Below are 18,680 nucleotides of genomic sequence, written 5' to 3'. Positions count from 1 at the left end.
GCAGGAGGACCCCAGGCTGATGCACCGTGCGTACCACAACCGTCACGTCTCGTCACGATTGGCCGCTGTCGCCGCCTGCCTCGTGATCTCGGCCACTCTGGTCGCCTGCTCCGGTGAGGACGGCCCGGAACGCAGCGTGGACGCCTTCCTCTCCGGCTGGCCCACGGGTGATCTCCAGGCGGTCGGCTTCGTCGACCCGACCGGCAGCCGGCTGGCCGCCGCCGACGTCGTTCGGGAGATCAAGGAGCTCTCCGGCGAACTGGCCGAGACGCCGCCCAAGCTGAGTCGACAGGGCAAGCCCACGGTGGAACAGGAGACCGCGACCAGCACCGTCCGCGTCGAGTGGACGCTGCCCGGCGACGTCACGTGGACGTACGACCGGCCGGTCCGGCTGGTCAAGGGACGCGACGACGTCTGGCAGGTGATCTGGGAGCCGCAGGTCCTCGCCGAGCAGCTCACCCGCGGCGACCGGCTCGGTCTGCGGCGCGACCCGGCACCCCGCGCCGGGCTGCTCGACGGTGCCGGCGCACCGCTGGTGGCCCCCCGGGCGGTGGTCCGGGTCGGGTTGGAACCCCGCGCGGTGACCGACGTGAAGGCCGTCACCCGCGACCTGGACGCGGCGTTCCGGGCGATCCGCCCGGCGATCACCCCGCCGGTCGACCTGTCCGGTCTGGCCGACCGACTCGACGAGGCGAAGCCGGACGCGTTCGTCGAGGTGGTCACGCTGCGCGACGAGGCGTTCCAGCAGATCAAGTCACGGATCGACGGCCTGCCCGGGGCCATCACCCAGAACGACGAGTTGGATCTCGCCCCCACCCGTGAGTTCGCCCGCGCGGTGCTCGGCACGGTCGACCCGGCCCAGGCCGACGACCTGACCAAGTTCCCGGACCGCTACTCCCCCGGCGACATGGTCGGGCACGGCGGCTTGCAGGGCCGCTGGGACGAACGGCTCCGCGGCGTGCCGGGCCTCACCGTGGTGGTCACCCGGGCGTCGGCGACCGGCACGGTGGAACGCACCGGCACCGAACTGTTCCGGCATGACCCGAAGCCCGGCGAGCCGGTGCGGACCAGCCTCGACGTGGCCACCCAGAACGCGGCCGACCAGGCGCTGCGCGGCGAGCGGCGACGCTCCGCCCTCGTCGCCGTCCGGATCGGCGACGGCGCGGTGCTCGCCTCCGCCAACGGCCCCGGTGCCGCCGGGGAGAACCTGGCCTTCACCGCCCAGGTCCCGCCGGGCTCCACGTTCAAGATGGTCAGCGCGCTCGGGCTGGTGGAACGCGGCGCGGTGACCCCGGACACCCGGGTCGACTGCCCCAAGACCCAGGTCGTCGACGGCCGGTCGTTCAAGAACTCGAACGACTTCGCCCTCGGCGAGGTGCCCTTCCGCACCGTCTTCGCCCGGTCCTGCAACACCACGTTCGCTGCCCTGGCACCGCAGCTCGGCGGCGACGGACTGGCCGCGACCGGCCGGACGCTCGGCCTGGAGGGCCAGTGGACGGTCGGGCTCGACGCCTTCACCGGCAAGGTCTCCGCGAACGGCGGCGCCACCGAGCAGGCCGCCGCCGCGATCGGCCAGGGCACGACCCTGGTCAGCCCGTTGGCCATGGCGGCGGCGACCGCAGCGGTGGCCAAGGGCGGTTTCACCCCGCCGAAGCTGGTGCTGGACCCCGCGCCCGAGGCGACGGCCGCGCCGGGACCGGAGCTGAACGCCGAGGCGGTGGCGGCGGTTCGGGGGATGATGCGCGAGGTCGTGACCAGCGGCACCGGCAGCGCGTTGAAGGACGCCCCGGGCGGGCCGGTGCACGGCAAGACCGGCACCGCCGAGTACGACGACGACCCGAAGAACACCCACGCCTGGTTCGTCGGCTGGCAGGGCGATGTCGCCTTCGCCGTCTTCGTGGAGAAGGGCGGCTCGGGTAGCGGCACCGCCGTGCCGATCGCCGAGCGATTCCTGCGCGCGCTGTCCCGCTGACGGCTCAGGCGGTCAGACCGCCCGGTGCCGACGCGGGCCGGGTCACGTCGTCGGCCGGGTCGACGTCGTCGACTTCGGCCTCGTCGGAGTCGACGACGCCCGGTTCCGACTCCGGGTACGCGCCGTCCGGTTCCGACGTCGGGTACGCGCCGTCCGGTTCCGGCTCCCGGTCGGTCCGGACGTCCCGCTCGGGTTCGCCCCGGCGCTCGTCGGTCGGCGGGGCGGCGGCGACCGGTGGCACCACCGGCAGGAGCGGTCCGGCCGGTGGCGGGTCGACCGGGTCGAGGCCCCGGCGCGGGGCCGGAGCGGGACGCTCGACGGGCTCGGGACGCAGCCGGGGCGGCACCGAGCCGGGCGCGGTCACCGGGCGCAGCCCGGCCACCAGCGTGTTGACGATCTCGGCCGCGTACGCGCCGTCCGGGTCGTAGTCGGGGTCGAAGACGGTCAGCTCGACGCCGAGGCAGTGCGGGGTGTCGACCAGCCCGGCGAGCAGGATCTCCAGCTCGGCGAAGGCGATCCCACCCGGGTCGGGCGCGTCGACCGCCGGCATCACGGCCGGGTCGAGGACGTCCACGTCGACGTGCACCCAGTAACCGGCGCAGTCGGCGAGCTGCTCGTGCGTCCACTGGGCGGTGCGGGCGGCACCCTCGGCCCGCAGCGCCGGGACCGGCCGGGTCAGGATCCCGGCGGCCTGGAGGTCCAACCGGTACTCGTCCTGGGCACGGATGCCGAGCACCACCACGTCGATGTCCCGGAAGTACGGGCGTCGCCCCTCGATCGCCGCCAGGTCGGCCTGACCTCGGCCGGTGACCAGGGCGAGGTCCTCACCGGCCGCAGCGCCCACGTAGGAGGCGTTGCCCGGATGCCGGAAGTCGGAGTGCCCGTCCACGAAGACCAGGCCGATCCGGCCGCCCACCGCCTCGCCGAGCCGATGCATGGCCAGTGCCGAGCCGAGCAGGATCGAGCAGTCGCCACCCAGGATCACCGGGAACTCACCCCGGTCGATGATCGCGCCGATCCGGTCGGCCAACCCCACCGAGTAGTCGGCGATCTCCCGGGCGTGGCACACCCCGTCGCCCGGCCGCCAGTCCCCGGCGTCGTACCGGGGCGGCGTCAGATGACCGGCGTCACGGGCCCGCAGCCGGGGCAGCAGACCCTGGTCACGCAGTGCGCCGGGCGCCTTGCCGCAGCCCGGCACCGAGGTCGGCGTGGGTGGCCGCAGACCGAGGTTGCTCGGCGCGTCGAGGACGGCGATCCGACGCACGATGGGCTCCCGTCCTCCGATGTCGGGCGGGCCGGCATCACGCCGGCCCGCGCTGGCGTGGTAAGTGACTCAGAACAGGGCGCTGGCCAGGGCCCGACGCGCCGACGCGACCGCCGGATCCTCCGGACCGGCGATGGTGAAGAGGCCGACCAGGTGCTGTCGTACCTTCTCCCGGTCCTCCCCGGTGGTCCGCCGGACCACCGAGACCAGCCGCTGGTACGCCTGCTCGGCCAGACCGCTGAGCACCTCGATGTCGGCGGCCAGCAGTTGCGCGTCGACGTCGTCGGGGTCGGACGCGGCGGTGGCGAGCGCCGCCTGCGGGTCCGCGCCGGCCACCCGGCGGGCCAGCCCGACCTGGGCCAGCCCGGCCGCCGCCGCCGCGTCTGCCGGCGTCTCCGCCAGGATCTTGCGGTACGCCTGCTCGGCGGCGTCCAGGTCGCCGGTCATCAGGGCGTCGTCCGCCTCGTCCAGACGCGGGTCCTCCGGCTCGGCGACGGCCACGCCGCCGGCCTTGAGCACCGCCCCGATCCACTGGCGGAGCTGCGCCTCGGGGACCACGCCGGAGAAGGCGTCGACCGGCTGCCCGCCGACCACCGCGTACACCATCGGGATGCCCTGCACCCGGAACATCTGCGCCAGTCGAGGGTTGGCGTCCACGTCGACCTTGGCGAGCACCCAGGCGCCGCCGCCCTCCGCCGCCAACCGCTCCAGCACCGGGGAGAGCTGCTTGCACGGCTCGCACCACTCGGCCCAGAAGTCCACCACCACGGGTGTGGTCAGCGAGCGCTCCAGCACCTCGGACTGGAAGGTCGCCTCCGTCACGTCGATGACGGTGACGCCGCCGCCGACGGGGTTGCCGGGCGCGGCGGCGGGCGGGCCGGACTGGGCCGGTGCCGGGGTGGGACTGGGCGCGGCGGGGCGCAACGCGCTGAGGTCGACCGCGCCGCGGGTGAAGATCGACGAGGTGATCCGTGGGTCGCTCATGGTTACCTAGTCTCGCACGCGATTTGCCGAACTCAGGTGCAGCCACCGCCCGTGCGGTTGCCGCTGTCGCCCCTGCCCAGACACCCCCGCCGGAGCGGGTGTCAGAACCGGGCGGGCTCGCGGTAAACGCCCCATTCCGCACGCAGCGCGTCGCAGATCTCGCCGAGCGTGGCTTCGGCCCGGACGGCGTCGAGCATCGCCGGGATCATGTTCTCCCCGGTACGGCTCACCGCCACCATCTCCGCGACGGCCGTCCTGGCCCGGGCCTCGTCCCGGCCGGCCCTGCGCGCGGCCAGCAGCCGGCGCTGCTCCAGCTCCACCTCGTGCGAGATCCGCATGATCTCCAGTTCCTTGGCGACCGTGCCGGTGTGGCAGTTGACGCCGACGATCTTCTTGTCGCCCTTCTCCAGCGCCTGCTGGTAGACGAAGGCCGACTCGGCGATCTGGCCGGTGAACCAGCCGTCCTCGATGCCGCGCAGGATTCCGGAGGTCATCGGACCGATGGTGTGCGGACCCTCACCGCCCAGCGCGCGGATCCGGGCGAAGATCTCCTCCGCCTCCGCCTCGATCCGGTCGGTCAGCGCCTCGACGTACCACGAGCCGCCGAGCGGGTCGGCGACGTTGGTCACCCCGATCTCCTCCATCAGCACCTGCTGGGTCCTCAGGGCGATCTCGGCGGAGGAGTCGGTGGGCAGCGCCAGCGTCTCGTCCAGCGCGTTGGTGTGCAGCGAGTTGGTGCCGCCGAGCACCGCGGCGAGCGCCTCGACGGCGGTACGCACCACGTTGTTGACGGGCTGCTGGGCGGTCAGCGACACCCCGGCGGTCTGCGTGTGGAAGCGCAGCCAGAGCGCCTTCTCGCTGGTGGCGCCGTAGACGTCGCGCAGCCAGCGGGCCCAGATCCGGCGGGCGGCGCGGAACTTGGCGATCTCCTCGAAGAAGTCGACGTGCGAGTCGAAGAAGAAGCTCAGCCCCGGGGCGAAGACGTCGACGTCCATCCCGCGCGAGAGCCCCAGCTCGACGTAGCCGAACCCGTCGGCCAGCGTGTACGCCAACTCCTGCGCGGCGGTCGAGCCGGCCTCGCGGATGTGGTAGCCGGAGACGGAGAGCGGCTTGTAGCGCGGGATCTCCCGGGCGCAGTACTCCATCAGGTCGCCGATCAGACGCAGGTGCGGCTCGGGGTCGAAGAGCCACTCCTTCTGCGCGATGTACTCCTTGAAGATGTCGGTCTGCAGGGTGCCGTCGAGCGTCGACAGGTCGGCGCCCTGCCGCTCGGCGGCGACCAGGTACATGCAGAAGACCGGCACCGCCGGACCGGAGATGGTCATGCTCGTGGTGACCGCCGCCAGGTCGATGCCGTCGAAGAGCGCCTCCATGTCGACGGCGCTGTCCACCGCCACCCCGCAGTGGCCCACCTCGCCGAGCGACTGCGGGTCGTCGGAGTCGCGGCCCATCAGGGTGGGCATGTCGAAGGCGACCGAGAGACCGCCGCCGCCCGCGCCGAGGATCATCTTGTAGCGCTCGTTGGTCTGCCGGGCGTTGCCGAACCCGGCGAACTGCCGGATGGTCCAGGTCCGCCCGCGATAGCCGGTCGGGTGCAGGCCCCGGGTGTACGGGAACTCGCCCGGCCAGCCGATCCGGTCGAAGCCCGGGTACGCGGCACCCTCCGGGGGCCCGTAGACCGGCTCGACGGGCAGCCCGGAGAGCGTGGTGAAGTCCGCGTCCCGCTTGTGCGCGGCGTCGTACCGGGCCTGCCAGCGGGCCCGTCCGGCGGCGATCTCGTCGGCGTTCATCCCCGGGCTCCTCCTCGAGTCCTCGACAGCACGTCGAGTGTAGAGCCCTTACCTGAACGATCGCTAAGGAAACGCCTACCGGTCGGTAATGTCGAACCGCCCTCAGACGGCGGGACCACCGATGGCGACGTCGTCCACCCGGATGTTGATCTCGTCGACCCCCAGGCCGTACGCCTCGATCGCCTGGGTCACCCCGACCCGCACCGCCGAGGTCACCTCGGGCACCGCGTGCCCGGCGTCGATCACGATCACCAGGTTGACCACCGCCGCGCCGTTGGTGACGTGCGCCGAGCACCCGCGCCGGGCGTCACCCACCTGGTCCAGCCCGACCCGGTCGAGCACCGCGTTGAAGAACCGCGCCACGTCACCGCCCAGCTCGACCACACCGGGCACGGCCTTCGCCGCGGCCACCGCGATCTTCTCCACCACCTCGTCCGAGATGTCGGTACGACCGCCCGGCACCGCGTCCGGCGTCATCGGCAACTCCTGCGTCATCTCGTGGTCCATCTCTCTCCAGCAGCCGTCACACCACCCCACGCGCTCTGCGAAGGCGGTGCGAGCGTAACCGCCGGAGACGGTCCGCAGTGGACTACGTTCAGCCGGAGAGCTGGGCCAGCAGGGTGTCCGCAGCGGCGTACGGATCGACCGCACCGGCGGCGACCTCGGCGGCGAGCGCCGGCAACTGCGTACCGTCGCGAAGCGAGCCGATCCGGGCGCGCAGCGCGCCGAGCGCGATCGCCTCGACCTCGGCGGCGGCCCGCGCCTCCCGGCGGCGGCGCAGCTCGTCGTGCGCGACCAACCAGTCACGGTGCTTGTCGACGGCGGCGGCGACGTCGTCGATGCCCTCGCCCCGCACGGCGACCGCCCGCACCACCTGTGGCCGCCACTGCCCCGGGCCGCGCTCACCGAGCGCGATCATGCCCTGGATGTCCCGGACCGTCGCGTCGGCGCCGTCCCGGTCGGCCTTGTTCACCACGAAGATGTCGGCGATCTCCAGGATGCCGGCCTTCACCGCCTGGATCGCGTCGCCCATGCCCGGCGCGAGCAGCACCAGCGTGGTGTCGGCGAGCGAGGCCACCTCCACCTCGGCCTGCCCGACCCCGACGGTCTCCACCAGCACCACGTCGCAGCCGGCGCCCTCCAGCACCCGCACCGCCTGCGGGGTGGCCGCCGACAGCCCGCCCAGGTGACCCCGGCTGGACATCGACCGGATGTACACACCGGGGTCGGTGGCGTGGTCCTGCATCCGTACCCGGTCACCGAGGATCGCCCCACCGGTGAACGGACTGGACGGGTCGATCGCCAGCACGCCGACCCGGTGCCCCCGCGCCCGCAGCGCGCGGACCAGCTCGTTGGTGGTGGTCGACTTGCCCACCCCCGGCGAACCGGTCAACCCGACCACCTGGGCCCGGCCGGTGTGCGGTGCGAGCGCCGCCGCGATGCGCGGCAGCGTCTCGTCACCCGACTCGACCAGGGTGATCAGGCGGGCGACCGCGCGCGGGTCACCCTCGCGGGCCCGCTCGACCAGCATCGGTACGTCCCGACTGCGTCGCACCGAACCAGCCGCGGCCGGCGCGCTCCCCCTCGCCTCGCTCATGCAGCCGCCCTCGACCGCACGACCCGCCCGCGCACCGCGCCACTCGTCGTTCCCGACTGCCGGGCTCGCCGGACCGGCGTGCTCCTCGTGCTCACAGGTCGGTCTCGGTAGGGGCGGGGACGTGGATGATCAATGCGTCGCCCTGGCCGCCGCCGCCGCAGAGCGCCGCCGCGCCGGTGCCGCCGCCGCGCCGCTTCAGCTCCATCGCCAGGGTCAGCACCAGCCGGGCGCCGGACATGCCGATCGGGTGCCCCAGCGCGATCGCGCCACCGTTGACGTTCACCTTGTCCGGGCTGATCCCGAGATCACGGGTGGACTGGATACCGACCTGGGCGAACGCCTCGTTGACCTCGATCAGGTCGAGGTCGGAGATGCCCAGCCCGCCCTTGCGCAACGCGTGCTGGATGGCGTTGGACGGCTGCGAGTGCAGGGAGTTGTCCGGGCCCGCCACGTTGCCGTGCGCGCCCACCTCGGCCAGCCAGGTCAGCCCGAGTTCCTTGGCCTTCGCCTTGCTCATCACGACCACCGCGGCGGCGCCGTCGGAGATCGGCGACGAACTGCCGGCGGTGATGGTGCCGTCCTTGACGAAGGCCGGACGGAGCTTGCCCAACGTCTCGACGGTGGTGTCCGGACGGATGCCCTCGTCCTCGCTGACCACCAGCGGGTCACCCTTGCGCTGCGGGATGACGACCGGGGTGATCTCGTCGGCGAAGTGACCGTTCTTCTGCGCGGCGGCGGCCCGCTGGTGGCTGGCGGCGGCGAAGGCGTCCTGCTCCTCGCGGCTGATCTCCCGCTCGGCGCCGTGGCGCTCGGTGGACTCCCCCATCGAGCAGCAGTCCCACGCGTCGGTCAACCCGTCGAGCGCCATGTGGTCCTTGACCACCACGTCGCCGTACTTGTAGCCGCCCCGCTGACCGAGCAGCAGGTGGGGGGCATTGGTCATCGACTCCATGCCACCGGCCACCACCACGTCGAACTCGCCGGCCCGGATCAACTGGTCGGCCAGCGCGATCGCGTCCAGGCCGGAGAGACAGACCTTGTTGATGGTCAACGCGGGCACCGACATCGGGATGCCCGCCTCCACCGCCGCCTGGCGGGCCGGGATCTGGCCGGTACCGGCCTGGAGCACCTGCCCCATGATCACGTACTGGACCTGGTCCGGGGCCACGCCGGCACGTTCCAGTGCCGCGGAGATGGCGATACCGCCCAGTTTCGTCGCGGGTAGGTCCTTCAGGTTGCCCAGCAGGCGCCCCATCGGGGTCCGCGCGCCACTGACGATCACCGAAGCCATGACTGCCTCCGAGGGGGTGCCGACCTGTACGCCTTAACTATCGTTCGGCCAGACTAGCGTCATGCCTGAGAACTCCCCCGCCGAGCCCGCTGCCGACTATGTCACAGACATCGGTCTACGCCGCATCGACCATGTCGGGATCGCGGTCGCCGACCTCGACGCCGCGATCGACTTCTACCAACGGACCTTCGGCATGCGCTGCATGCACACCGAGGTCAACGCCGAGCAGGGGGTACGCGAGGCGATGCTGACGGTCGGGCCGACCGCCGAGGGCGGGTGCGTGCAGCTACTCGCCCCGCTGACCCCGGAGTCGACGATCGGGAAGTTCCTCGACCGCAACGGCCCCGGCGTGCAGCAGGTCGCGTACACCGTGGCCGACATCGACGTGGCCTGCGCGGCCCTGCGCGAGCGCGGCGTACGCCTGCTGTACGAGACGCCCCGACGCGGCACCGCCGACTCCCGGATCAACTTCGTGCACCCCAAGGACGCCGGCGGCGTCCTGATCGAGCTGGTCCAACCCGCCTGAGTACCCGACGTCGAGCGCGCCGTGGTCGAGCGCGCCGTGTCGAGGCCCGACGCCGGGGGTGCGGTGTAAGGAAGGGCCCCCTGCTAACGCCTCGTGCATAGCAGGGGTCCCCTCCTAACACGCAGCGCGCCGCACGCACCGCGCCGCACGCACCCGCACCGCGCCGCACGCACCCGCACCGCGCCGTGCGCACCCGCAGTGCGCCGTGCGCATACGCAGTGCGCCGTGCGCATACGCAGCTCGCCGTCACCCACACCCGAGCCGCGCCGTACCCTCGCGTAGCTCGCCCGTACGCACACGCAGCTCGCCCGTACGCACACGCAGCGCAGCGGATGCAGCCGCAGCTCGCCGGGACGACGCGGCTCGGGTGCGGGCGGTCGCTGTGCCCGGGTACGGCGGAGCGGACGCGACGGCTGACCTCACGGACGAGGTCCCGGTGGCCATTCGGTGAACCGCCTTTGGCTTTCCCAGAGGTACGCCGACACCCATTCGAGTGGGACGGGGGCGGCCGGAAACATAAGGACACCGGGCCCCTTTTCCGCGTCACGCTGCGTGCCATCACGCTCGCCTCGGAGCTGGCAAGATCGCCACTTCCCCCGGCGGTCCGGCGCGCTGTCGAGTTGACCATGTAATGAGGACGGCAAAGGGCGGCACGCTCTTGCGAAGCACCCCGGGGGGTCTGCCAGTATGTCCCAATGCCCCAGCAGCAGTCCTCCCCTCTCGCGTTCTTCGATAACGCGAACTCGCAGCCCGATTTCACGGTTGGCCTGCGCGGATACAACACCGGTCAGGTCGACGACTTCATCGGCCGGCTCAACGCCGCCCTGAGCCAGGCCAACAAGGATCGCGCTGACGCCGAGCAGGCGCTCAACGACGCCCAGCGCCGGCTCCGGCAGTCCGAGCAGCGGCTCACCGCCCTGGAGCAGAAGCTCACCGACACCAGCAAGCAGCTGGAGGAGAACAGCCGCCCGACGCTCTCCGGTCTCGGCACCCGGGTCGAGCAGATCCTCCGGCTCGCCGAGGAGCAGGCCAACGACCACCGCAACGAGGCCAAGCGCGAGTCGGAGGGCATCCTCTCCGCCGCCCGCCTCGAGGCGCGGGAGATCACCGACAAGGCCCGCGCCGAGGCCGCGGCCATGAAGGCCAGCGCCGAGCGGGAGGCGGGCAACGTCCGCACCGCCGCCGAGCGCGAGGCGGCCGAGGTCCGGGTGCAGGCACGCCGGGAGGCCGACACGCTGCGCGCCGACGCGGAGCGGGAGACCAAGCAGCTGCGTACGGTGACCGCGCACGAGGTCGCCGAGCTGAAGTCGACCGTCGAGCGTGAGGTTGCCACGCTGCGGGCCACCGCCGAGCGGGAGATCACCCAGCAGCGGGCCAAGGCCGCCCGTGAGGCCGAGGAGAAGCGCGCCGAGGCGACCAAGCTGCTCACCGACGCCCGCGACAAGCGCGACAAGGACCTTCAGGCGCTGGAGCTGCAGCTCGCCGAGCGGCGGGAGAAGGCAGAGCGCGAGGAGTCCGAGCGGCACGCCGCCCAGGTCGCGCAGACCCAGAAGCTGGTCAGCGAGGCCGAGCAGCGTGCCCGGGCCGCGCAGGAGCGCGCCAAGGAGATCGAGCAGCGCGCCGAGGCCCGGCGGGTCGAGTCCGAGCGCAACGCCACCGAGACGATCGAGAAGGCCAAGGCGCTCTCCGAGCGGACCCTCAGCGAGGCTCGCGCCGAGTCGCAGCGTCTGCTCAACGAGGCGCGCACCGAGGCCGAGCTGACCACCCAGGCGGCCCGCCGCGAGGTCGAGGACCTCACCCGGCAGAAGGACGCGGTCACCTCGCAGCTCGGGCAGATGCTCTCGGGACTGGCCGGCATCGTGCCGGGCGTACCGAACAACGCGAACGCCGCCGCAGCCGACAAGCCGGCGGCCAAGAAGGCCGACGAGGCCGACGAGAAGGTCGCTGCGGAGACCACCAGCTGATCCGGCGGATCGGGGCATGATCGACGGCGCGGGGTGACACCGGGTGACGGTGCCACCCCGCGCCGCCCTGCATACGCGGGACGTGTCGGCATCCCGCTCCCCCGGCACGTGAAGTAGCTCCCAACAGGGGCGTCCGTATCGCCCCAGGAGTGGCCGTTGCGTGTGAGGATGGGAGCATGTCGCACGGCGAGGAACTGTTCTCTCTCGGCGGGGATGTGACCACGGAGCCCAGCTTCGAGTCCGCCCTGCGAGGGTACGAAAAACGGCAGGTCGACCGGTATGTCGCTCGTGCGGAGCACGAGATCTCGGCGTTGGCGGCCGAACGGGAACAGGCCTACACCCAGATCCACAAGCTGGCCGGTCAGGTCGAGGTGCTCCAGCGTGACCTCGCCCAGGTCCGTAAACAGGTCGGCGTGGTCGATCGGGCCGCGTTCCGTCATCTGGGCCCCCGGGTGGAGCAGATCCTCGCTCTGGCCGAGGAGCAGGCCGAGGACATTCTCGGTGCCGCCCACGAGGAGATCGAGGCGCGCCGGGCCACCGCCGAACACATCATCGACGAGGCGCGCGCCGAGGCCGCCAAGGCGCTCAAGGACTTCGAGATCGCGCTGGCCACCCGGCGGGCCGAGGAGGAGCGCCAGGCCGCCGCCCGTAAGGCGGAGTCCGAGGCCGCCGCCCGGGCCGCCCGCGAGGAGGCCGCCCGGCTGCGCAAGGTCGCCCAGGAGGCGCTGGCCAAGGCCGAGCAGGAGGCCACCCAGCTCCGCGACGCCGCCAAGGAGATCCACACCCGGGCCCAGCAGGAGGCGACCAAGCTCCGCGAGGCGGCCCGCGAGGTGCACGCCACCGCCCAGCAGGAGGCCACCCAGCTCCGCGACGCGGCCAAGGAGGTGCACGCCAAGGCGCAGCAGGAGGCCAAGCGACTGGTCGACCAGGCCACCGAGGCGGGTCGCGCCACGCACGCCAAGGCCCAGCAGGAGGCCAAGCAGATCATCGACGACGCCGCCACGGCCGGTCGCGCCGCGCGCGACAAGGCTCGCCAGGAGGCCGATCGGCTGACCGCGCAGACCACCGAGGCCGCCCGTCGCACCCGCACCGAGACCGAGGCGTACGCGCAGCGCATGCGCACCGAGACCGAGGCGTACGTGCAGCACGCCCGCGCCCAGGCGCAGCAGGAACTGGGTGCCTGGCGGGCCGGGGTGGAGAAGGAGGTCAACGGCCGGCGGGAGGCTGCGGACCGGGAACTGGCCGAGCGACGGGCGACCGCCGAGCGTGAGTTCACCGGCCGTCGCGAGGAGCTGGAGAAGCAGTACACGACGCGCAACGCCGAGCTGGACGAGCAGTTCCGGGCCCGTACCGTCGAGTTGGAGTCGGGTTTCGAGACCCGCCGCACCGAGCTCGAATCGGAGTACACCACCCGGAAGAACGAGATCGAGCAGGGCGCCGACGCGATCCGCCAGGCCGCCGAGGAGGAGGCCGCGACGGTACGCGCCGAGGCCGAGGAGCGGGCCACCGCGCTGCTGCGCGACGCCGGCACCGAGGCGGCCGACAAGCGCCGCGAGGCCGACGAGTACGCCACCGTCACCCGCCGCGAGGCCGACGAGCACGTCACCGGTGCGCGCCGCGAGGCCGACGAGTACGTCGCCTCCTCCCGCCGCCAGTTCGAGGAGTACGCCGCCACCACCCAGCAGCACCTGGCCACCACGCAACAGCACCTGGCCGCGACGCAGCAGGAGGCGGCGGCGAGCCGCCAGCAGCTCGCCCAGGTGATGCTGGAGATCGCCAAAGCTCAGCAGCAGCTCGCCGACCTGCGTCAGGAGACCTGGAAGTCCCGGCAGGAGTCCGACGAACTGCAGCGCAAGCTGCTCGACCTGCGGCTGACGGCGGCGGCGGGCCCCGACGGTCCGGGTGCTCCCGCCACCGTGGCCGCGCCCGCCATGGCCGCCTCCACCACGGGTGCCTCCGTCACCACCGCGTCTGTCCCGGCTGCCTCCGCCACGGCGCCGGTCGCCGTCAACGGCAACCGCCCGATCAACGGCGTCGTCGGTGCGGCGGGCGGACCGGGTGGCGCGGCCGACACCGCCACCAGGCCCGCGACCTCAGGTGACGACGGGTCGGCGGCCATGGGTGGCGACGGACCGGCCACGGAGCCCGCGACCGCAGGTGACGACGAACTGGCCACGACGTCGGCGATCACGGACGACGACGGGCCGGCGACGAAGCCGGTCGCGGAGCCGGTCACCACGGTCGAGGACGCGACGGCGAAGCCGGCCACCGAGCCCACCTCGGTCGACGGCAGTACGGCGAGCGCCGGTGTGGACGGCGAACCGACGGTGGCGGCGGTGCCCGGCACCGGCGGACGCAGCGCCACCCCGACGAAGATCACCAGCACCGGCGAGAACGGCAAGCGCCCGACCAAGCCGACCACTGACGAACGCAGCGCCAAGCCGAGCAAGGTCACCTCGGACTGAGCCGGATGCGGGGCGACGCGGCCCTGCCCCGGCCCGCCGAGGGCTGAACACCGCGCCGCGTCCCGAACTCCGGCTTCCGGCACCCGGTAAGGCACCTACCACCCGGCACCCGATGCTCAGCACCCGGTGCTCGGTGCTCGGCGGTCAGAGTGAGTCGGGGCGGCGGTGGGCGATCGGTCGACGGGCCGCGCCCCAGGCGACGAACCGGTCGAACAGCGTCCGGGGTTCAGGGCCGTCGTGCGGGTTCAGGTGGTAGAGGTCCCGCATCGCCTCGTACATCAGACCGGCCAGATAGATGGTGAGGCCGGCGCTGTTGGCGTCGTACTCCGATCGGAGCAGCAGGCGGGCCTCTCCGCAGGGCCACGGCTGCCCGTCGGCGCGGCAACACCAGGTCGGCCGGAGCGGGGTGTGCGGGGGCCGACTGCCGACGGAGCGGGGGCGCTCGGGACGGGGACCGTCCCCCGGTACGGGCAGGCGTGTCGTGATCATGACCGGCCGCCCGGCGAACTGCCCTTCGCCCGCCACCTCGTCGGGCACTGGCAACGCTGACTGCGCACATCGACCTCCCTCGGGAAAGCCCGGACACATCTGCCGCTCACGCGACGACGGATGCGGCCAGGACTGCGGGAGGGGCCGCCCACGCGGGGGGAAGGCGGGGGCGGCCCCGGCCTGGACCAGCCCGCGCCCCCTCGGCTACGAACCAGTCCGGCATGGCTGACAGTCTGCTGAGCAAACCACTACTGTCGGAAGGCATCGAGGCTGGTCGTCGTACCGCTGCGAAGTCCCGCCCCCGACCGGAAATCCCGAGCGTTTCTCGGGCGCAGACTGTGGAGGCACTGTGGAGGGAACGACGGCGGACCTGATCCGGGCCCAGCTTCGCCGACTGCGCGTGGCCGCCGGGCTCAGTCAGGAGGAGTTCGGCAAGCAGGTGCACTACTCGCCGTCGATGGTCTCGGCCGTCGAGACCGGCAGCCGACCGTACGACCGGTCGTTGCTCGCCCGCGCCGACGAGGTGCTGCGCTCCGGCGGGCTGCTGGTGGCGTTGCAACGGATCGCCGAGCGGGAGGGGCAGCCCTCGTGGTTCCTGCCGTGGCTGGACGCCGAACGCATGGCCCGGCAACTCCGGGTCTTCCAGCCCACGCTGATCCCGGCCCTGTTGCAGACCGAGGGCTACGCCCGCGCGGTGATCCGCTGCGACGACCTGCTCAGCGACGAGGAGGTGGACCGGCGGGTCGCCGCCCGGCTGGACCGGCAGGGCATCCTCACCCAGCCCGACCCACCCCAGCTCATCGCGGTCGTCGACGAGGCCGTCCTGCATCGGAGGGAGGAACGCTTCTGGCCGGTGATGGTGCACCAGATCGAGCACCTGATCGCCTCTGCCGCGCGACCGAACGTCAGCATCAACGTCGTCCCGCTCGGCGTCGGGGTGCACATCGGGCTCTCCGGGCCGTTCTCGCTGGCCCGCAGCGAGGAGGGCGGCTGGGTGGCGATCATGGAGAACCAACTGACCGCCACGCCGACCGACAGCGAGGCGGACCTGGCTACGCTGTTGGCGCGCTGGGAGACGGTGCGCAACGAGGCGCTGTCCCGCCAGCAGTCGATCGAACTCCTCGACAGGGTGGCGAAGTCATGGACCTGAACGGCGCGACCTGGCGCACCGCCAGCCGCAGCGGCAACACCGACTGTGTGGAGGTGGCCGACAACCTGCCCGGCGTGGTCGCGGTCCGCGACAGCAAGGACCGGCAGGGCCCGGTGCTCGCATTCGCCCCGCAGATCTGGCGCTCGTTCATCCGGCAGGTCAAACAGCGCTGAGCCGGAGACAACCGCGAGGGTCAGCGACCTCGCGGGGCGGTGACCAGCAGCAAAGCCCCACCGACCTGGTCGAGTCATCCCGGCCCACGAGCGGTCGGGCGGATCAGCAGCCCCCGATATGACGCATCTGCTGGCTCGGTCCGCCGACCCCGCATTACCCTGCCGAGCAGGATCCGACGGCCAGCGAGGCTGGGCGGGACCGACACGGCTCAGGCAGCGATCAGCCCGGGCCAGAGCGGGGAGAGACCGAATGGCGCAGGACGGGCCGGAGCAGCCCGAACGAGAGCAACCCAAACGTGTGCAACCAAGGGCGGGCCAGCACGACAGCGCGAGCCAGGACGACAGGGACCAGCCCCGAGCGGGCCAGCGTGCCGGGGAACAGCCTGCGGCGGGGCGACCCAGGGCGATGGCGGTGAGCTCCGACCACGAGAGTTCGTCGACTGCCCAGATGGCCAGGGAAACGTCGGCCTCTGGGGCAATGGACGGTCCGGCCGGAGCGGAGGCGGGTCGGTTCGGTACGCCGGGGCGACCGCTGCGGCGCAACAGCTTCCTGGTCGGGTTCACCGGTGCGCTCGGCGTGCTGCTCGCGTACGCCGTCTATCTGGGGTTGCGCAACGCGGCCGGGATGGTCGTGCTGGTGGTCATCGCGCTGTTCCTCGCGGTGGGCCTGCACCCGGCGGTCGTGCGCCTGCGGTCGTGGGGGGTGCCGCGCGGCCTGGCCGTGGCGCTCGTGGCGCTCGTCGTGGTGGCGCTGCTGAGTGCGGGCGTGCTGGCCCTGGTGCCGCCGATCGTCACCCAGACGACGCAGTTCATCGACCAGTTGCCGAGCTACCTGGAGTCGTTGCGTCGCAACGAGACGGTCAACGATCTGGTGGAACAGTTCGACCTGATGCGGCGGGCGCAGGAGTTGGCCAGCGCCGACGTGGTCGGTCGGGCGCTGGGCGGTGTGCTCGGCGGTGCCCAGTTCCTCTTCGGCACGCTGTTCCGGGTGCTCACCGTGCTGGTGCTGACGATCTATTTCCTGGTCTACTTCGACCGGATGCGCGACCTCGCGTACGCCCTGGTGCCGCGCTCGCGTCGGGAGCGGGTGCAGCTCATCGGGGACGAGATGCTGACCAAGGTCGGCGCGTACATGGTCGGCGCGCTCTCCATCGCCGTGCTGGCCGGTGTCGCCGCCTTCGTCTTCGCGCTCGCGGTGGGCCTGCCGTACCCGTTCGCGCTCGCCGTGGTCGTGGCGATCACGGACCTCATCCCGCAGATCGGCGCGACGCTCGGCGCGGTGGTCGTCAGCCTGGTCGGATTCGCCACCGAGCCGTCCGTCGGCATCGCCTGCATCGTGTTCTTCGTGATCTATCAGCAGATCGAGAACTACCTGCTCTACCCCAAGATCATGCGTCGGTCGGTACACGTCAACGAGGTGGCGGCACTGGTCGCCGCGCTCCTCGGGGTGTCACTGCTCGGGGTCATCGGCGCGCTGATCGCCATCCCGACGGTCGCCGCGATCCAGATCGTCCTGCGCGAGGTGGTGATCCCCCGACAGGATCGCCGCTGACCGGCAGGACTCAGTCGGCGCGACGCTGCTCCGGGCCGGTGACCGGGGTGTCGGCGAAGGCGGCCACCGTGCGGTCGGCGTACGCGCTGGCGTCGCCGGTCTCCATCGGACCGTCCCAGGTCGTCGGCAGCGGCACCGGCACCGCCGGGTTGACCCGCCGGACCACCTCGTCCAACACCGTCTCGGCGTCTCCGACCCAGAGGTGCTTTGCCCCCGGTACCCCGACCACTTCGGCCTGCGGCACCGCGGCGAACCGCTCGCGGGCCTGCTCGGGGCGGAGGTAGTCGTCGAACTCCGGCACCAGCGCGGTCAACGGTCGACCCGACTCGGCCCAGTTGGCCAGATCGGCCGGCTCGGAGAAGCGCAGCGGCGGGGAGAGCAGGATCGCGCCGGACACGGCCGGGTCACCGCCGTACTTGAGCACCAGGTCGGTGCCGAACGACCAGCCCAGCAGCCAGATGTTCGGCAGCTCGTGGAACTCGGCGTACTCGATGGCGGCGGCCACGTCGTACCGCTCGCCGACGGCCGAGTCGAAGCTGCCCTCGCTGGTGCCGCGCACGCTGCTGGTGCCCCGGGTGTTGAACCGCAGCACGGCCAGGTCGGCCAGCGCGGGCAGTCGCCAGGCCGCCTTGCGGAACACGTGGCTGTCCATCATTCCGCCATGGGTGGGCAGCGGATGCAGGCAGACCAGGGTGGCCACCGGCTCGCGGTCGGCCGGGCGGGCCAGCTCACCGACCAGCCGCAGTCCGTCCGCGGTGTGCAGTTCGATGTCCTCCCGGCGGCCGGGCAGGATCGACGACGCGCGAATGGGTGCACTCACTCCCCCATCCTCCCGTCCCAACGGCCCGGCCGCGCGGGCAGGTGACAAAGATCGCCGGAAGGCGGGTACAGGCTGCCCGCGCCGCCGCAACGGGCGACTCGGCAACCCGGCGACCCGCGACCCGGCGACCGGCGACGGGCAACCCGGCGACCGGCGACCGGCAACCCGGCGACGGGCGACGGGCGACTTGGCGACCCGGCGGCCGACGACGGACGTGCGCCGGCGTTCAGCCGTGGCGGGGGGCGCTGCGGCCGCGCTGGATCCCCGGTGTCCGCCGGTCCCGGGCGCGCCAGCAGCCGGTGTGCCAGTGCCGCCGGTCGGTCAGGTCGCCCCGGTCGTCGGCCGGCCAGGCGACCAGATGCGCCACGCCGGGCCGGATCTCCTGGTCGCAGCCGGGACAGCGGTACGTCTTGGTCGACCCACCGCCGCTGATCGCGCGTACCTGCCAGTCGCCGTCCCGCCACTGCTGCACCGAGGCGACTCCGTGCCGGGCACGTTCGGCGTCCAGACGCGTGTCGTCGTCACGGCGGGGACGGTTGCGACGAGGGCTCACATCACCCAGCGTAAGGCCGGGTGGCACCGTGCTTCGCGTCGGCTGGCCGGCGCTGCGGTTAGCAGGGGACCCTTCCTATACCGCAGGCGT

At 72.5% G+C, this 18,680-nt stretch carries 15 protein-coding genes and 1 pseudogene; 7 read left to right on the top strand and 9 right to left on the bottom strand.

Annotated elements, in window-relative coordinates; genetic code table 11:
• The first annotated feature begins 19 nt into the window (after positions 1 to 19).
• On the top strand, positions 20 to 1,972 hold the full coding sequence (locus ACFYTT_RS21015; RefSeq protein ID WP_387261287.1) for a penicillin-binding transpeptidase domain-containing protein: 1,953 nt from the start codon (positions 20 to 22) through the stop codon (positions 1,970 to 1,972).
• Positions 1,973 to 2,111: 139 nt separating this feature from the next.
• Here the strand turns inward: ACFYTT_RS21015 and ACFYTT_RS21010 are convergent.
• The 6 genes and pseudogenes from ACFYTT_RS21010 to ACFYTT_RS20985 all read right to left on the bottom strand — a co-directional run.
• Positions 2,112 to 3,239: pseudogene (locus tag ACFYTT_RS21010) on the bottom strand (arginase family protein); the annotation flags it as partial.
• A gap of 66 nt (positions 3,240 to 3,305) precedes the next feature.
• Complete coding sequence (locus ACFYTT_RS21005) at positions 3,306 to 4,220, bottom strand: tetratricopeptide repeat protein (RefSeq protein WP_176095088.1); 915 nt, start codon at positions 4,218 to 4,220, stop codon at positions 3,306 to 3,308.
• A 101-nt stretch (positions 4,221 to 4,321) separates the two neighbouring features.
• On the bottom strand, positions 4,322 to 6,010 hold the full coding sequence (locus ACFYTT_RS21000) for a methylmalonyl-CoA mutase (protein ID WP_131056815.1): 1,689 nt from the start codon (positions 6,008 to 6,010) through the stop codon (positions 4,322 to 4,324).
• A 102-nt stretch (positions 6,011 to 6,112) separates the two neighbouring features.
• Positions 6,113 to 6,517: an Asp23/Gls24 family envelope stress response protein gene (locus ACFYTT_RS20995; RefSeq protein ID WP_131056813.1), complete on the bottom strand. Its 405-nt coding sequence runs from the start codon at positions 6,515 to 6,517 to the stop codon at positions 6,113 to 6,115.
• Positions 6,518 to 6,605: 88 nt separating this feature from the next.
• Complete coding sequence (meaB, locus tag ACFYTT_RS20990; protein WP_387261283.1) at positions 6,606 to 7,607, bottom strand: methylmalonyl Co-A mutase-associated GTPase MeaB; 1,002 nt, start codon at positions 7,605 to 7,607, stop codon at positions 6,606 to 6,608.
• A gap of 91 nt (positions 7,608 to 7,698) precedes the next feature.
• Positions 7,699 to 8,898 (bottom strand): acetyl-CoA C-acetyltransferase, encoded by a 1,200-nt coding sequence (locus ACFYTT_RS20985; RefSeq protein WP_387261280.1) that lies wholly within the window; start codon positions 8,896 to 8,898, stop codon positions 7,699 to 7,701.
• A gap of 61 nt (positions 8,899 to 8,959) precedes the next feature.
• On the opposite strand from ACFYTT_RS20985, the gene mce reads away from it, so the two are divergent.
• The 3 genes from mce (at position 8,960) to ACFYTT_RS20970 (ending at position 13,853) form a co-directional block, all read left to right on the top strand.
• Complete coding sequence (mce, locus tag ACFYTT_RS20980) at positions 8,960 to 9,424, top strand: methylmalonyl-CoA epimerase (protein ID WP_387261277.1); 465 nt, start codon at positions 8,960 to 8,962, stop codon at positions 9,422 to 9,424.
• A 695-nt stretch (positions 9,425 to 10,119) separates the two neighbouring features.
• Positions 10,120 to 11,388, top strand: coding sequence for a DivIVA domain-containing protein (locus ACFYTT_RS20975; protein WP_131055905.1), 1,269 nt, complete (start codon positions 10,120 to 10,122; stop codon positions 11,386 to 11,388).
• Positions 11,389 to 11,564: 176 nt separating this feature from the next.
• Positions 11,565 to 13,853, top strand: a complete 2,289-nt coding sequence (locus tag ACFYTT_RS20970) for a hypothetical protein (RefSeq protein ID WP_176095093.1) — start codon at positions 11,565 to 11,567, stop codon at positions 13,851 to 13,853.
• Positions 13,854 to 13,997: 144 nt separating this feature from the next.
• Here ACFYTT_RS20970 and ACFYTT_RS20965 read toward each other — a convergent pair whose 3' ends face one another.
• On the bottom strand, positions 13,998 to 14,342 hold the full coding sequence (locus ACFYTT_RS20965) for a hypothetical protein (RefSeq protein WP_176095094.1): 345 nt from the start codon (positions 14,340 to 14,342) through the stop codon (positions 13,998 to 14,000).
• A 349-nt stretch (positions 14,343 to 14,691) separates the two neighbouring features.
• Between ACFYTT_RS20965 and ACFYTT_RS20960 the strand changes: the two genes are divergently transcribed.
• The 3 genes from ACFYTT_RS20960 to ACFYTT_RS20950 all read left to right on the top strand — a co-directional run bounded on the left by ACFYTT_RS20960 (position 14,692) and on the right by ACFYTT_RS20950 (position 17,217).
• Entirely contained in the window at positions 14,692 to 15,492 is an 801-nt protein-coding gene (locus ACFYTT_RS20960) for a helix-turn-helix transcriptional regulator (RefSeq protein WP_387261272.1), read from the top strand.
• Positions 15,483 to 15,665 carry a DUF397 domain-containing protein gene (locus tag ACFYTT_RS20955; RefSeq protein ID WP_387261269.1) on the top strand — a complete coding sequence of 61 codons (183 nt, stop codon included), beginning with the start codon at positions 15,483 to 15,485 and terminating at the stop codon, positions 15,663 to 15,665. Before ACFYTT_RS20960 ends, ACFYTT_RS20955 begins: the two co-directional genes overlap by 10 nt.
• Before the next feature lie 478 nt (positions 15,666 to 16,143).
• Positions 16,144 to 17,217: an AI-2E family transporter gene (locus tag ACFYTT_RS20950; protein WP_387261266.1), complete on the top strand. Its 1,074-nt coding sequence runs from the start codon at positions 16,144 to 16,146 to the stop codon at positions 17,215 to 17,217.
• A 10-nt stretch (positions 17,218 to 17,227) separates the two neighbouring features.
• Here ACFYTT_RS20950 and ACFYTT_RS20945 read toward each other — a convergent pair whose 3' ends face one another.
• Together ACFYTT_RS20945 and ACFYTT_RS20940 are read right to left on the bottom strand one after the other, a co-directional pair.
• The gene (locus ACFYTT_RS20945; protein WP_176095097.1) at positions 17,228 to 18,037 is read right to left on the bottom strand and encodes an alpha/beta hydrolase; all 810 of its coding nucleotides are present in this window, start codon (positions 18,035 to 18,037) and stop codon (positions 17,228 to 17,230) included.
• A 226-nt stretch (positions 18,038 to 18,263) separates the two neighbouring features.
• Entirely contained in the window at positions 18,264 to 18,590 is a 327-nt protein-coding gene (locus ACFYTT_RS20940; RefSeq protein WP_131052243.1) for a hypothetical protein, read from the bottom strand.
• Positions 18,591 to 18,680 lie beyond the last annotated feature (90 nt).

Origin of the sequence: Micromonospora sp. NPDC003816 (assembly GCF_042874705.1) — a bacterium.
GTDB lineage: Bacteria > Actinomycetota > Actinomycetes > Mycobacteriales > Micromonosporaceae > Micromonospora.
Note: the sequence above shows the minus strand (reverse complement) of the source record. Positions and strands in the feature narration are given on the sequence as shown.

What these genes read in the sequence shown, in the direction of transcription:
- ACFYTT_RS20995 (WP_131056813.1), bottom strand. Translation starts at nt 6,517, where the DNA reads ATGGACCACGAGATGACGCAGGAGTTGCCGATGACGCCGGACGCGGTG.
- ACFYTT_RS20950 (WP_387261266.1), top strand. Translation starts at nt 16,144, where the DNA reads ATGGACGGTCCGGCCGGAGCGGAGGCGGGTCGGTTCGGTACGCCGGGG.
- meaB (WP_387261283.1), bottom strand. Translation starts at nt 7,607, where the DNA reads ATGAGCGAGGCGAGGGGGAGCGCGCCGGCCGCGGCTGGTTCGGTGCGA.
- ACFYTT_RS21015 (WP_387261287.1), top strand. Translation starts at nt 20, where the DNA reads ATGCACCGTGCGTACCACAACCGTCACGTCTCGTCACGATTGGCCGCT.
- mce (WP_387261277.1), top strand. Translation starts at nt 8,960, where the DNA reads ATGCCTGAGAACTCCCCCGCCGAGCCCGCTGCCGACTATGTCACAGAC.
- ACFYTT_RS20985 (WP_387261280.1), bottom strand. Translation starts at nt 8,898, where the DNA reads ATGGCTTCGGTGATCGTCAGTGGCGCGCGGACCCCGATGGGGCGCCTG.
- ACFYTT_RS20975 (WP_131055905.1), top strand. Translation starts at nt 10,120, where the DNA reads ATGCCCCAGCAGCAGTCCTCCCCTCTCGCGTTCTTCGATAACGCGAAC.
- ACFYTT_RS20965 (WP_176095094.1), bottom strand. Translation starts at nt 14,342, where the DNA reads ATGATCACGACACGCCTGCCCGTACCGGGGGACGGTCCCCGTCCCGAG.
- ACFYTT_RS20955 (WP_387261269.1), top strand. Translation starts at nt 15,483, where the DNA reads ATGGACCTGAACGGCGCGACCTGGCGCACCGCCAGCCGCAGCGGCAAC.
- ACFYTT_RS21005 (WP_176095088.1), bottom strand. Translation starts at nt 4,220, where the DNA reads ATGAGCGACCCACGGATCACCTCGTCGATCTTCACCCGCGGCGCGGTC.
- ACFYTT_RS21000 (WP_131056815.1), bottom strand. Translation starts at nt 6,010, where the DNA reads ATGAACGCCGACGAGATCGCCGCCGGACGGGCCCGCTGGCAGGCCCGG.
- ACFYTT_RS20970 (WP_176095093.1), top strand. Translation starts at nt 11,565, where the DNA reads ATGTCGCACGGCGAGGAACTGTTCTCTCTCGGCGGGGATGTGACCACG.